The 12,762-nt window shown below is 70.1% G+C and carries 14 protein-coding genes and 1 tRNA gene; 5 read left to right on the plus strand and 10 right to left on the minus strand.

Annotation, left to right across the window (positions count from 1 at the left end):
• Positions 1-80 precede the first annotated feature (80 nt).
• Positions 81-1,805, plus strand: coding sequence for an aminotransferase class V-fold PLP-dependent enzyme (locus AB0I12_RS36735; RefSeq protein WP_359939129.1), 1,725 nt, complete (start codon positions 81-83; stop codon positions 1,803-1,805).
• Here AB0I12_RS36735 and AB0I12_RS36740 read toward each other — a convergent pair.
• Positions 1,738-2,904 carry an ankyrin repeat domain-containing protein gene (locus AB0I12_RS36740; RefSeq protein ID WP_359939132.1) on the minus strand — a complete coding sequence of 389 codons (1,167 nt, stop codon included), beginning with the start codon at positions 2,902-2,904 and terminating at the stop codon, positions 1,738-1,740. The genes AB0I12_RS36735 and AB0I12_RS36740 overlap by 68 nt on opposite strands.
• 113 nt (positions 2,905-3,017) lie before the next feature.
• A complete protein-coding gene (locus AB0I12_RS36745; RefSeq protein WP_359939135.1) occupies positions 3,018-3,983 on the minus strand; it encodes an SMP-30/gluconolactonase/LRE family protein in 966 nt (321 codons plus the stop codon).
• A 145-nt stretch (positions 3,984-4,128) separates the two neighbouring features.
• On the opposite strand from AB0I12_RS36745, the gene AB0I12_RS36750 reads away from it, so the two are divergent.
• The 3 genes from AB0I12_RS36750 to AB0I12_RS36760 are packed head-to-tail and all read left to right on the plus strand — an operon-like array spanning position 4,129 to position 6,948.
• Complete coding sequence (locus AB0I12_RS36750; protein WP_359939138.1) at positions 4,129-5,301, plus strand: sensor histidine kinase; 1,173 nt, start codon at positions 4,129-4,131, stop codon at positions 5,299-5,301.
• Positions 5,298-5,942, plus strand: coding sequence for a response regulator transcription factor (locus tag AB0I12_RS36755; RefSeq protein ID WP_359939141.1), 645 nt, complete (start codon positions 5,298-5,300; stop codon positions 5,940-5,942). The genes AB0I12_RS36750 and AB0I12_RS36755 overlap by 4 nt, the downstream gene beginning before the upstream one ends.
• 13 nt (positions 5,943-5,955) lie before the next feature.
• Positions 5,956-6,948: a cation diffusion facilitator family transporter gene (locus AB0I12_RS36760; protein ID WP_359939144.1), complete on the plus strand. Its 993-nt coding sequence runs from the start codon at positions 5,956-5,958 to the stop codon at positions 6,946-6,948.
• On the opposite strand, the gene AB0I12_RS36765 is transcribed toward AB0I12_RS36760, so the two are convergent.
• The 6 genes from AB0I12_RS36765 to AB0I12_RS36790 form a co-directional block, all read right to left on the minus strand.
• Positions 6,945-7,295, minus strand: a complete 351-nt coding sequence (locus AB0I12_RS36765; RefSeq protein WP_359939147.1) for a hotdog domain-containing protein — start codon at positions 7,293-7,295, stop codon at positions 6,945-6,947. The two genes, AB0I12_RS36760 and AB0I12_RS36765, sit on opposite strands and share 4 nt — an antisense overlap.
• A 189-nt stretch (positions 7,296-7,484) precedes the next feature.
• The gene (locus AB0I12_RS36770) at positions 7,485-8,261 is read right to left on the minus strand and encodes a hypothetical protein (RefSeq protein ID WP_359939150.1); all 777 of its coding nucleotides are present in this window, start codon (positions 8,259-8,261) and stop codon (positions 7,485-7,487) included.
• A gap of 15 nt (positions 8,262-8,276) precedes the next feature.
• On the minus strand, positions 8,277-8,765 hold the full coding sequence (locus tag AB0I12_RS36775) for a SigE family RNA polymerase sigma factor (protein WP_359939153.1): 489 nt from the start codon (positions 8,763-8,765) through the stop codon (positions 8,277-8,279).
• Positions 8,766-9,358: 593 nt separating this feature from the next.
• Positions 9,359-9,431: transfer RNA gene (locus AB0I12_RS36780), tRNA-His, on the minus strand.
• A 79-nt stretch (positions 9,432-9,510) separates the two neighbouring features.
• Positions 9,511-10,134 carry an oligoribonuclease gene (gene orn / locus AB0I12_RS36785; RefSeq protein ID WP_359939156.1) on the minus strand — a complete coding sequence of 208 codons (624 nt, stop codon included), beginning with the start codon at positions 10,132-10,134 and terminating at the stop codon, positions 9,511-9,513.
• Between the two features lie 51 nt (positions 10,135-10,185).
• Positions 10,186-11,079, minus strand: coding sequence for a class I SAM-dependent methyltransferase (locus tag AB0I12_RS36790; protein ID WP_359939159.1), 894 nt, complete (start codon positions 11,077-11,079; stop codon positions 10,186-10,188).
• 77 nt (positions 11,080-11,156) lie between these two features.
• Between AB0I12_RS36790 and AB0I12_RS36795 the strand changes: the two genes are divergently transcribed.
• Positions 11,157-11,636, plus strand: a complete 480-nt coding sequence (locus tag AB0I12_RS36795; protein ID WP_359939162.1) for a GNAT family N-acetyltransferase — start codon at positions 11,157-11,159, stop codon at positions 11,634-11,636.
• A 24-nt stretch (positions 11,637-11,660) separates the two neighbouring features.
• Here the strand turns inward: AB0I12_RS36795 and AB0I12_RS36800 are convergent, their stop codons facing one another.
• Positions 11,661-11,864 (minus strand): cold-shock protein, encoded by a 204-nt coding sequence (locus tag AB0I12_RS36800; RefSeq protein ID WP_130381366.1) that lies wholly within the window; start codon positions 11,862-11,864, stop codon positions 11,661-11,663.
• Between the two features lie 94 nt (positions 11,865-11,958).
• On the minus strand, positions 11,959-12,753 hold the full coding sequence (locus AB0I12_RS36805) for a hypothetical protein (RefSeq protein ID WP_359939166.1): 795 nt from the start codon (positions 12,751-12,753) through the stop codon (positions 11,959-11,961).
• Positions 12,754-12,762 lie beyond the last annotated feature (9 nt).

Genomic DNA, 12,762 nt, shown 5'->3' on the forward strand with positions numbered 1-12,762 from the left:
GCGTCGACTGCACCGACCTTATCCACGAGACGCGCAGCGATCACCGAGACGCAGGTCACGTCCGCGCCATACTCTGAGACATGGGTATCCAGGGGGAGCAGGCGGAGATGCCGCCGGAGTCGCCGTTGCTGCGACGGATCCGGGCGTCGGTGATCGGTGACGACCAGGTGATGCCGGGGCCGTACGGTCCGCGGCGCGTCACGTACGCCGACTACACCGCCTCCGGGCGGGCGCTGACGTTCCTGGAGGATTTCATCCGTGAGGAGGTCCTCCCGCGGTATGCGAACACGCACACCGAGTCGAGCGGGACCGGGCTGCAGACGACCCGGCTGCGCGAGGACGCCCGGCGCATCATCCACACCAGCGTCGGCGGTGACGACGAGACCGCGCTGATCTTCTGCGGCTCGGGCGCGACCGGGGCGATCGACAAGCTGATCGGGATCATGGGCCTGCGGATCCCCGCCGAGCTCGACGACCGGTACCACCTGACCGACCGGATCCCGCGCGACGAGCGCCCGGTCGTCTTCATCGGCCCCTACGAGCACCACTCGAACGAGTTGCCCTGGCGCGAGTCGATCGCCGACGTGGTGGTGATCTCGCAGGACGCGGACGGCCACATCGACATCGACCAGCTCGAGTCGAGACTGCGGGAGTACGCCGACCGGCCGCTGAAGATCGGTTCGTTCTCGGCGGCGAGCAACGTGACCGGGATCGTCAGCAACACGCAGCGGCTGTCGGCGCTGCTGCATCGCTACGGCGCGCTCTCGTTCTGGGACTGTGCCGCGGCGGCGCCGTACGTCGAGATCGACATGTACGGCGGGCGCGACCAGGACCCGTTGTCGTACAAGGACGCGATCTTCCTCAGCCCGCACAAGCTGATCGGCGGCCCGGGCACACCCGGCGTGCTGGTCGCGCGCCGCGAACTGCTCCGCAACCGGGTGCCCGATGTGCCGGGCGGCGGCACGGTCGCCTATGTGAACCCGCTCGAGCACCGGTATCTGGACGACCCGGTGCACCGCGAGGAGGGCGGTACGCCGGCGATCATCGGCTCGATCCGCGCCGGGCTGGCCTTCCAGCTGAAGCAGGCGGTCGGGATCGACGTGATCCGTGCCCACGAGGATGCCTACCTGCGGCGCGCGGTCGCGGCCTGGACGGCCGAGCCGAACCTGCAGATCCTCGGCAACCTGGACGCCGAGCGGCTGTCGATCGTGTCGTTCGTGGTCAAGGCGCCCTCGGGGCGGTACCTGCACCACAACTTCGTGGTCGCGCTGCTGAACGACCTGTTCGGCATCCAGTCGCGGGGCGGCTGTTCGTGCGCCGGGCCGTACGGGCATGCGCTGCTCGGGATCGATCTGGACCGGTCGCACGAGTTCGAGCACGAAATCATGCACGGCTGTGAGGGGATCAAGCCCGGCTGGGTGCGGGTCAACTTCAACTACTTCATCTCCGAGGCGGTGTTCGCGTACGTCGTCGAGGCCGTCAAACTCGTCGCCCGGGACGGCTGGCGGCTGCTCGGCGACTACCGCTTCGACCCGGCCAACGGCTTGTGGAGGCACCACCGCGGCCCGGTCGAGCCGCCGATGCGGCTCTCCCAGGTCGGCTACGACGCCGACGGCAAGCTCCGGTACCCGCGCCACGACCACACGGCGCCGGAGTCCGCCCTCGACGACTACCTCGCCGAGGCCCGCGACCTGCTGTCCACCTGTCAGCAGGACCGCAGCGACTCCGAGGGCAGTGTCAACACCGATTTCGATCACCTCCGCTGGTTCGAGCTCCCGTCCCGCTGTCTGACCCGCGACCGCTAGCTAGCTGTACTGACCGGGCTCCGGCGGCGCGGAGGGTCTTGGCGATCTCGTCATACCCGCGGGACTCGGCGTGCCGGAGCGGGCTGACGCCGTCGGCATCGACCAGATTGGGATCCGCGCCGGCGCCGACGAGGATCTTCACGATCTCCTGCCACTGCTGCGTGCCCTTGCCGAGGATGATCGCCTCCAGCAGGGCGGTCCAGCCGAGGTTGTTCACGTGGTTGACGTTGATCTTGGTCTGGACGACCCGCCGGACGTAGTCGACGTGGCCGCGTTCGCCGGCCGGGATGACCGAGATGCCGCCGAACCGATTCCGCAGGGTCAGATCCGGGTTCGCGGGCAGCAGGGTCTCCAGCATCGCGACACTCCCGGTGACGCCTGTGACGAGCCAGGCGGAGTCTTGCCGGTCGTCCTGCGCGTCGGGGTCCGCGCCGAGCGCCACGAGCAGCCAGGCCACGTCGACCCGGTCGTTGAGCGAGGCGAGCAACAGCGCCGTACGACGGTGGTCGTCGCGGGACTCGATCGGAGCGCCGGCAGCCAGCGCTGCGGCGACCTTGTTGGCGTCTCCGGCCGCCGCAGCGTCCAGCAGCGCGTCAGCCTTCGCGTGGGTGTCGAGGACGGCGCTGACGGCTGTCTGGCCGCGGTCCTTGGCGGCCTGGACCGGTGTGGCGCCGTCGCTGACGGCAGGCTTGGCGCGATCGGCCCCACCTGCGATCAGCAGCCGGACGGTGTCGACGTACTGCGGGGTGCCCTTGCCGAGCAGCACCGCCTCGTGCAAGGCGGTCCAGCCGAGGTTGTTGACGTGATTGACCGCCACGCCGGCCTTGATCAGCCGGCCGACCACGGCGGCGTGACCACGCTCGGCGGCCCGGATGAGCGCCGTGCCGTGATAGCTGTCGAGGCTGCGGACGTCGGCGCCGTGGGCCAGCGTCAGGTCGAGCAGCTCCAGGTAGCCCTCGCTGGCGGCGATCAGGAACGCGCTCTGGACAGTGTCGTCGACCGCGTTGACGTCCGCGCCCGCGGCGATCAGGCGCTTGGCCTCGGCCACGTCGTTCTTCCAGGCGGCGGCGATCAGCTGACTGTCGAGGGTGGACGGCACGGTTGCGCTCCTGGAGGGCGAGGGGGAGGTCGTAGGCGCACTGCTGGTCTCAGTGGAACACGCTGTGGTCGCCGCCATCAGCAGGACGGCGGCCACAGCGATCGGGCGGCGATTCATCGGCGGGGATCGAGCGTGATGACCTGGTACGGCGGGACCGCGGTCGCCTCGTCGAACTTGCTGTCGACGACCAGCAGCCGGCCCTGGGCGAGCTTCGCGGTGGTCAGCACCCGGTCCGGGTCGGTCGGCGTCGCGGACACCAGCCGCGCGATGCGTCCGTCGGCCGACACCTGCAGGGTGCTGAGCACCTTCGAGAAGTTGCGCACGACCCAGAGGCTGTTGCCCTGCTGGACGAGACCGTCGGCGTTCACGAGGTCGGCGCCCGCGGTGTCGACCGCGGTGGCCTCCGTGGTCCGCAGGTCGAACCGCCACAGCTTGCCGACGTTGCCCTGGGCCACGACCAGCGCCTTGCGATCCGGCGACAGCACGATCCCGCCGAGGTTGAAGCCGGTCGCCGTGTCGATCGTCTCGGTCGCGTCGGCCCAGGTCGTGACGGTCCACCGGCCGTGCTGCTCGGCGACCCGGAAGATCTGTGGAGCGTTCGAGTTCGTGAAGTACGCCGCGCCGTCCGGACCGATCACCAGATCGTTCAGGAACGCGTTCGGCACGCCGGTCCGCAGCGCGGCCAGCAGCTGCCCGTCGCGGTCATACACCCACAGGTCCGGCGCGCCTGGGTGGTCGATCCCGTTCGGCCCGCCGGCGACATATACCCGGCCCTGGGAGTCGACGTTGACGCCGCGGGCCGTCCAGCGGCCGTCGGTGCCGTCGCCCTGCAGCCACTCGGTCGCCGCACCGGAGCGCAGCTGCCCGCGGTGGATCTCACCGCCGGTGGTCTCGGACACGTAGTAGTTCTTCGTGCGCGCGTCGAACCCGATGCCCTCGAACTTGGAGCCGCCTGGGTCACCGGGGAGCTCGTAGGTGCTCGGCCGGGTGTGTGCCGGCGAGGCGAAGGCCGCCGAGGCTCCGGCGCCGAGCAGGGTGGCGGACAAGGCGAGGGTGGCGGACAGCGAACGGACAGACATCTGAACCTCTCAGGACGGTCGGTGGATTCGAGCTGCCTCCAGCCTCCGTCGGGGGGACCGGTCCGCACGACGGGTGTTCGGCCACCGATGGATAGCCGAACGGATGATTCGGATCCGGGGCTGAGCGGCCTACGATCGGCAGAACATGTCCACTGCGCACACTCCGTCGATCCTGAGTCACGCGACGCGGCTGGTGACCGCTCTGCACGCGGCGCTGGTCGTCCTCGTGCTGGCGTCCGCGATCCGCTACCTGACCGGTCACGGCCTGGGCGACCGCGCGCCGTGGGTGCTGCTCGGCGCAGCGGTGTTGCTGGCGACGTACGGCGCCTACCGGCTGCTCCCCAGCCGGGTCTGGCTGGCGCTGCTGGTCGTGGAGTGGTGCGCCCTGGTCCTGCTGGCGCCGTCGTTCGCCTGGTGCGCCGTGCCGCTCTCATTTGTTGCCCTGCGCATCCTGTCGTTCCGCCCGGCCTGTCTGGTCGTGGCCGGCATGGTGGTGGTCACCGTGGTCCAGTGGACCCGGATGACCGACCGGCTGGACCCGACGATCGTGCTGGGGCCGGTCTGTGTCGCAGTGCTTGCCGTGGGCGCCTACCGGGCGCTGGAGCGGGACGCGCTGGCCAGACAGGCGCTGCTGGACGAGCTGCATGCCGCGCAGGGCGACCTGGCCGACGCACAGCACCAGGCAGGAGCCATGGCAGAGCGAGCGAGGCTGTCGCGGGAGATCCACGACAGCGTGGCGCAGGGTCTGTCGAGCATCAATCTCTTGCTGCAAGCCGCCGAGCGCGAGTGGGACGCCCGGCCGGCTGCAGCGCGCGAGCACGCGGCCCAGGCGGCCGCCACCGCCCGCGACGGACTGGACGAGGCCAGGAGGGTGGTCCGCGACCTCGCGCCGGCCGAGCTGGCCGCGGGCTTGCCGGAAGCACTGCGCAAGACCTGCGAACGGCTGGCGGCCCACAGCGCCCTCGACGTCCGGGTGCAGGTGCACGGTGAGCCGGTGACTCTCGACTCGGAGGTGGAGACCGCACTGTTGCGCACCGCTCGCGGCGCACTGGCCAATGTGCTCGAACACGCGCACGCGGAAACGGCCTTCGTGACTCTCACGTACCACCCCGACGCGGTGGTCCTCGACGTTGTGGATAACGGCCGGGGCCTTCCGCGATCTCATGTCACCATCGATTCCGACCGCGGTCACGGCCTGGCCGGAATCCGGGAACGACTGAGACAACTGGGAGGAACGCTGGTGCTGGAGAGTGAACCGGGGGACGGTACGGCGCTGGCCGCGTCGATCCCGCTGCGGGCGACGGCGGAGCATTCATGACGAGCGATGCCGCGGCCCCGGCGATCCGCGTTGCGCTGGTCGACGACCATCCCGTCGTGCGCGCCGGCATCCGCGCGCTCGTCGAGGCCCAGGACGATCTGATCGTCGTCGGCGAGGCGTCCGACGCGCACAGCGCGGAGCAGCTCGTCGCGGGCCTGCATCCGGACGTCGTGCTGATGGACCTCAATCTCGGCCCAGGCCCCGGCGGTGCCGAGGTGACCGCGCGGCTGCGGGCACTGCCCGAGCCGCCGTACGTGCTGATTCTGACGACCTATGACACCGAGGCCGACATCATGAGCGCGATCGACGCCGGCGCCTCCGGATACCTGCTGAAGGACGCGCCGCCGGAGGACCTGTTCCGCGCGATCCGCGGCACCGCGCGCGGCGAGACCGTGCTCGCACCGGCCGTGGCGGCGCGGCTCGTCCGGCGCTCCGGCCCGATGCTCACCGAGCGCGAGGTAGAGATCCTCGGCCTGCTCGCCACCGGCAAGTCGAACCGGGACCTTGCGAAGAAGCTGTATGTCAGCGAGGCCACGATCAAGTCCCACCTGGCGCACATCTACTCCAAGCTGGGCGTGGACACCCGCGCGGCCGCCGTGGCACGCGCGATCGAGCAACGCATCATCCGGCCGGTCAGCTGAGTATGGTCGGACCGTGAGCAGCACGGACGACGAGGCGACCGGCGGCGAGAGCCTGCTGACCGTCCTGGTCGCGCTCACCGCCAACCTGCTGATCGCGCTCGCCAAGACAGTGGTAGCGGTGATCACCGGATCCGCCTCGATGACGGCGGAGGCGGCGCACTCGTGGGCCGACACCGGCAACGAGGTGTTCCTGCTGATCGGGGAGCGCCGGGCGCGAAAGCCGGCCGACCGGTTGCACCCGCTCGGGTACGGGCGGGTCAGCTACGTCTGGTCGATGTTCGCGGCGTTCGGCCTGTTCACGGTCGGTGCAGCGGTCTCGGTGTGGCACGGCATCCAGTCCCTGCAGCACGGCGAGGCGGAGGCCACGTCGTACGGCTGGGCGTATGCCGTGCTCGGGATCTCGTTCGTGCTCGAGGGGATCTCGTTCGCGCAGGCGCTGCGGCAGACCAAGGCGGGCGCGCTGGAGCGGATGCTGCGCCCCTGGCGGTATGTCCGGCTCACGTCGAACCCGGTGCTCCGGGCGGTGTTCGTCGAGGACCTGTCGGCGCTGATCGGCATCCTGATCGCGGGAGTCGCGATTCTGCTGCACCAACTCACCGGCAACGCCGTCTGGGACGCGATCGGCTCGATCGTGGTCGGCATCCTGCTCGGTACGGTCGCGCTGTTCCTGATCAGCCGGAACATGGATTTCCTGACCGGTGAGGCGGTCACCCCGCTGGCCCGCAACCGGGTGCTCCGCGCGCTGCTCGCGCACGAGGACATCGAGCGGATCAGCTTCCTGCACATGGAGTGGGTCGGCGCCGACCGGATCTTCCTGGTCGCCGCGGTCGACGTCGCCGGCAACGACGTCGAGTCCGAGGTCGCCGCCCGGCTGTACGCGATCGAGGACGCGCTGAACGCCCGCCCGGAGATCCAGCAGGCGATCCTCACGCTGTCCCGGCCCGGCGACCCGACGAGCCTGGAGCCCGGCGAGCTCCCGCGCTGGTACGTCGAGCCGCCGGTCTAGGGCACGTTCGCGAGGAAGCGTTCGCGGTCGACGACGACCCGTTCGAGCTCACCGTCCGCGACGAGCTGGCCGGCGGAGTTGGTGGCGCGCACCTGGAAGCGCAGGTGCCGGCCGTCCACCTCGGGGCCGTCGGCGGCGATGTCCACGGTGTCGCCGACACGGGTCGGGAGGCGGTGGCGGATGCGGACCGACGTACCGACCGAGGTCTGGCCGGGCTCGAGCGCGGTCAGGGCGAGCTGTGCGGTCGTGTACTCGAGCCAGGTGATCAGGCGGGGCGTGGCGAGGACCTCGACATCGCCGCTGCCGACGGCGAGTGCTGTGTCGGCGGCGGTGACCTCGTGGCGCACGGTGGCTCCCCTCAGAGGCTTGTACGCTCCCGACCGTGGAGCCGGTACACGTTGCGGTTTCGGCACTGGCTGCATTGTTGCCGATCGTGAACCCGATCGGTGCGCCGGCCCGGGCGCGATCGTACTCGCCGCGAAGTGAGCCCATCGCGATCGCTCCGGGGGAGCAGTCGCGATGGGCTCGGGGTGGGGCTACTTCGTGGGCTTCGCGCCCTTGGTGCCCTTCCACGCCTTGGTGGGGGAGACCGGTGGGAGCTTCCAGGACTTGCTCTTCGCGAGGGCGGTGAGGGCCTCGGTGGAGAGCAGCGGCTTGGGGCGCGTGTGTTGCTTGTCCTTTTCCGCGGGGCCGTTGTAGCTCGTGAGGCTGATGGCGCGGCCGTCGTGGCGGTACAGCAGCACGTAGTTGCTGATGACGCCGTACCGCGACTGGCGGCTGTCGCTGTACACGGGGGACTCCTTGGACACGTACACGACCGAGCCGTCGGGGAGGGTGCTGCAGCCCTGGCGGACCGGGACGCACGGGTTCGCCTCGCCTCCGCCGGACAGGAGTACGTCGACCCGGGCGGCGCCGTGCCCGTCGTCGACGACGTACGCCGCGCCGGCGTAGTCGCCGCCGCCCCAGGTCTCGGGGCTCGAGAGTGTCCGTCCGGGCGCCGTGACGAGCGTCTTCAGCGTCGCGAGTGTCTCTTTCAGGTTGACCGCGGGCGGCTTGGCGGTCGGTGTCGGCTTGGCTGACGGCACCGGGGAGCCGGCGACGGCGACGTTCGTCGGGGAGCCGGCCAGGTGGATCCCGCCGGCGATCAGGCCCGCGGTTGCGAGTACGGCGCCGGCGCCGGACGCGGTAAGCAGCGCCGTACGCCGGCGTCGCAGCCGTAGTCCATGCGCGACGGTGCGTTCGAGCAGGTCGGGTGTGACCGGCTCGAGGTTCTCGGTGGCGCGGTGCATCAGGTCGGTGAGCTGGGTGTTCATGGTTCTCCTCGCCTTTCAGAGCGCGATCAGCTGGTCGGCGCCTTCGCCGAGGACGGCGCGGAGGCGGTCCAGGGCGCGGGCGGTGCGGGTGGTGATCGCACTGGTCTTCTTGCCGAGATCGAGCGCCACTTGTTCGACGCTGCGATCTTCGAAGAACCGCAGCACCAACACGGCCCGATCCAGCGGCGCAAGCTCGGCCAGTGCGCTCTGCAGGGCCATCCGCAGCTCCGGATCCCCGGCCCGCTCCGCAATCTCCGGCACGTCGGCGGTCGGCCGCTCCGACCAGCTCTTACGCCGCCGCTGCGAGATGTACGTCCGCACCAGCGCGGTCCGCGCGTAAGCCCCCGGGCTGTCGATCCGCTGCCAGACTTTCAGCAGGTTCGCCAGCGTTTCCTGCACGAGATCCTCGGCGTGATGCCGATCGCCCGCCAGCAGCCAAGCAGTCCGATAAAGCCGCGGTATCTGTGCCCGCGCAAACTCCTCGAAGTCCCCGGTCGTACCCATCCACACCTCCTGTAGATGCCTCTGCCCCACAAGACGCACCCACGGCGGGCCTGGGTCACACCCAGCTCAGAAAACCTTCGAGAGAACCCAAACGGCAAACGCCAAGAACCCCACCACAAACGTCACCACAACCACGACGCCGTACCCCAACCAAGCACTCCCACTCAACTTCACCAGCGCATCCTCCCACGCCCACCCACCCACCCCGAGCCAACCGCCAAACCCAACCCCAGCGGCGACCGCAAAACCCAACCCAGGCCCCGAGCCAACCGCGAAACCCAACCCAGGCCCCGGCGCCGACCGCAAACCCAACCCCAGCGCCGACCGCAAACCCAACCCAGGCCCCGAGCCAACCGCGAAACCCAACCCCAACCCCGGCGGCGACCGCGAAACCCAACCCAGGCCCCGGCGCCGACCGCGAAACCCAACCCAGGCCCCGGCGGCAACCGCGAAACCCAACCCAGGAGCCGAGCGAAGCGAAGGCGAAAGGGGGTGCGGGTGGCGGAGCCCCCGCCGGCGGCAAGCGAAGCGCAGCCGCACAAAATGACGAAGCCGACCAAGCCTGCGCTCTCCGCAGGCATGGCCGGCCATCGGGTGAGTGACGGGACTCGAACCCGCGACCACCTGGACCACAACCAGGTGCTCTACCAGCTGAGCTACACCCACCATTGCCGTCCGAACCGCGACGGCTGAGCAATCATAGCGATGAACTGTCAGGACCAGAAATCGAGGGTGGATCCGCAGGTCAGGCGCCTGTTGGACTGTCCTCGGGGGCGCCGTCGACGATGAGGCTGGCGGCGGCCCGGGCGGTGGTGGAGTCGGGGCCGGGCTGTGGCACGAAGACGGTTTCCCGGTAGTACCGCAGCTCGTCGATGCTTTCGGTGATGTCGGCGAGCGCCCGGTGGTTGCCGGTTTTGGCGGGCGTCGCGTAGTAGACCCGCGGGTACCAGCGCCGGACGAGTTCCTTGATCGAGCTGACGTCGACGTTGCGGTAGTGCAGGTGGGATTCGACGCGCGGCATGTCGCGGACGAGGAAGGTCCGGTCGGTGCCGACGGAGTTGCCGGCGAGGGCGGCTTTGCGGGGTTCCTTGACGTACGACGTGATGTAGTCGAGGACCTGCTGTTCGGCGTCGGCGAGCGGGATGCCGTTGGCGAGTTCTTCGAGCAGTCCGGACCCGGTGTGCATGTCGCGGACGAAGTCGCCCATCTGGTCGAGGGCAGCCGGTGGGGGCGCGATCACCACGTCGATCCCGTCACCGAGCACGTTCAGTTCGTAGTCGGTGACGAGCACCGCGACCTCGATCAGGGCGTCGTTCGCCAGGTCGAGGCCGGTCATCTCGCAGTCGATCCACACCAGCCGGTCGTTCATGGGCACCCACCTTACGGTGGCGCGCCGACAGCGCGGTGACGGCGTGCCTTGTCAGCGCGGCGCGTGCCCCAGGTGGACGCTGCGGACGGACAGTACGGCGAGGTCCGAGCGCCGCCCGAGGTACTGCGGCCTGTCGGGGTCGAGCAGCTGCCGCCACACCTCGACATCGTCCGGCGTCAGCCAATCCTCATCACTCACAACATGCCCATGACCGTGCCCATGACCGTGCCCGCTGTCGCCGCCGGTCAGCCGCTCGATCCGCGTCCGGAACGCCTGTACGACGCCTTCCAGCCGCTCCGGCGGCAGCGGTGCCGGCGTCTCGGTCAGCACGCTCCGCGTGGTGGCTCCGGTCAGCCCGGCACGGGTCAGCGCCTCCGTCCACCCGTACGGCATCGGCACCGATCCCGGCAGCGAGTCGCGCATCACCTTGAACCACCGGTCCTGCGCCAGGTCGAGCCGCAGTTCCAGTCCGGGTTCGCCGACCCCCAGGTCCCACGGCAGGTACCGCGCCGGCAGACCGCCTTCGGCGAGCGCCAACCGCCCGCCGGGCGCGAGCAGTGAGGCCAGCGCGTCGACAGCGGCCTGCTGGTCGGCGGCGTGGTGCACCGAGGCCGATGCCCAGATCAGGTCGGCGGGCGCGGCGATTGCCCGGCGCAACGGTTCCGCGCCGTCGTCCATGGAGGCGAGCTCGCACCGCACCAGGCCGGCGGTGTGTTCGCGTGCCTGCTCGAGGACGTCGGGATCCGCGTCGATCGCCACCACTGTCGCACCGGGCAGTGCCTCGGCGAGCGCCTTGGCCATCCCGCCGCCTCCGCAGCCGACGTCCGCCAGGACCTTGTCGCCGTCGCGCACGAGGCTGCGGGCCACTGCCGCGTTCCAGTCCGTCTCGCCCTCGGCTGACGCGCGCAGCCGTCCGGCCTCTCCCGCCCAATCGATCTCGATCATGCCGACAGTCTCGCGCCGTCCAGGGACGTTGTCTGTCTCAGGTTGCTGTTTCGGCAAAGGGCGTTACCGTTGCGCGGGTGATCGCCACGGACCGCCTGACCTTGCTGCCGCTGCGGGTCGAGTACGCCGAACCGATGGCGGAGGTGTTGTCCGACCCCGCGCTCTACACCTTCACCGGCGGGGAGCCCCCGTCCGTGGCGGAGCTGGAGGCACGCTACCGCCGCCAACTGGCGGGTCCGGGACGTCCGGACGAGCAGTGGCTCAACTGGGTGATCGAGTACGACGACGCGCTGGTCGGCTACGTCCAGGCGACAGTGACCGACGGTACGGCGGAGATCGCCTGGGTGATCGGCACTGCCTGGCAGGGCCGGGGTCTGGCGAAGGAGGCCGCCCAGGGACTGGTCACCTGGTTACGGGCTCAGGGAATCGGCCGGATCGTCGCGCACGTCCATCCGGATCACGATGCGTCGGCCGCCATTGCGGCCGCGGCAGGTCTCGCGCGCACCGACGTACTGGACGACGGCGAGTACCTGTGGTGCACGGCAGACCCGGCCTGAACCGGGTCTGCCGCCAAGCTCAGATCAGACCGGGCGAACGTTCTCCGCCTGCAGGCCCTTCGGGCCCTGGGCGATCTCGAACTCGACCCGCTGGTTCTCGTCCAGGGAGCGGAAGCCCTGGGTCTGGATCGCCGAGTAGTGCACGAACACGTCGGCGCCGCCGTCCTCCTGGGAGATGAAGCCGAAGCCCTTCTCGCCGTTGAACCACTTCACTGTTCCCAAAGCCATTTTTTTCTCCTGATACGACAAAACGCCCAGCGGATCACAAATCCGCGGGCGCTTCGACACGAACGTGGAACTGCAACTGCAACAATCAGAAACCCTAGCACGCTGGATGAGCCGTCAGCCAGCCCTGATCGCGGCGCGCGTCGTACTCGTCCGGTGTGCCCGCCCATGTGGCAGCACAGCCGGACGTCCCGCACTCGCAGGCGAACGGGTACGGCGGCAGCTCGGCCAGCCCGATGTCCGCCTGCCAAAGCCGCCCCTGCCGGCACGCTGCGACGTTCTCGTACCGTCGCTGCCGGCTCAGCTCCGCGCCCGGCGCAAGGCGCGGTAGGACCCCCAACGCGCCCTCGACCGCTTCGGTGATACCTGCCCAGTCCGGTTTCGCGGACACCTCGATGAGTACCCGCCCGCGTTCGAGCGCCTCTCGCCGTACCAGCTCAGCCAGTACGGCGTCCCGCGCCAGTAGCCTCTCGAGGCGTGCGCGCCCGGCCGGATCGTCTGCCCGGGCCAGCCGCTCCTCCCGCGCTCTGCGGGTCTGCTCGGCGTCCGGCAGCAACCACACCGCTGCCGGAACCGAGTCAGCCAGCGACGGGAAGAGCTGCGGTCCCTCCACCAGCGCGGGTACGCCGCCCAGGTCGCGCTCGCGGACGTCCGCGACAACGAGGTCCAGCCGCAGCCGCGCGACGTCCACGAAGGCCTCGGCGGCAGAGTCCGGTCCCTTGGCCAGCTCCTCCGTCAGGGGCCGGAGTGGCGGCAGCCGGTCGAGGTGCGCATACGTCCACAGGTCCACCGGGTGCAGAGGCAGATCGGCGCGCCGCGCGAGACGCCGCGCGATCGTCGACTTCCCCGCGCCCGGAGCCCCGCCGATCCACACCATCGCCGGCCAGGTCATCGGAACATC

Origin of the sequence: Kribbella sp. NPDC050459, from assembly GCF_040655315.1 — a bacterium.
Lineage (GTDB): Bacteria > Actinomycetota > Actinomycetes > Propionibacteriales > Kribbellaceae > Kribbella.

Bases quoted from the DNA above. Each gene is read 5' to 3' on its own strand.
- AB0I12_RS36750 (WP_359939138.1), top strand. From the start codon at position 4,129: ATGTCCACTGCGCACACTCCGTCGATCCTGAGTCACGCGACGCGGCTG.
- AB0I12_RS36805 (WP_359939166.1), bottom strand. From the start codon at position 12,753: ATGACCTGGCCGGCGATGGTGTGGATCGGCGGGGCTCCGGGCGCGGGG.
- AB0I12_RS36735 (WP_359939129.1), top strand. From the start codon at position 81: ATGGGTATCCAGGGGGAGCAGGCGGAGATGCCGCCGGAGTCGCCGTTG.
- AB0I12_RS36775 (WP_359939153.1), bottom strand. From the start codon at position 8,765: ATGGGTACGACCGGGGACTTCGAGGAGTTTGCGCGGGCACAGATACCG.
- AB0I12_RS36770 (WP_359939150.1), bottom strand. From the start codon at position 8,261: ATGAACACCCAGCTCACCGACCTGATGCACCGCGCCACCGAGAACCTC.
- AB0I12_RS36745 (WP_359939135.1), bottom strand. From the start codon at position 3,983: ATGTCTGTCCGTTCGCTGTCCGCCACCCTCGCCTTGTCCGCCACCCTG.
- AB0I12_RS36800 (WP_130381366.1), bottom strand. From the start codon at position 11,864: ATGGCTTTGGGAACAGTGAAGTGGTTCAACGGCGAGAAGGGCTTCGGC.
- orn (WP_359939156.1), bottom strand. From the start codon at position 10,134: ATGAACGACCGGCTGGTGTGGATCGACTGCGAGATGACCGGCCTCGAC.
- AB0I12_RS36790 (WP_359939159.1), bottom strand. From the start codon at position 11,079: ATGATCGAGATCGATTGGGCGGGAGAGGCCGGACGGCTGCGCGCGTCA.
- AB0I12_RS36755 (WP_359939141.1), top strand. From the start codon at position 5,298: ATGACGAGCGATGCCGCGGCCCCGGCGATCCGCGTTGCGCTGGTCGAC.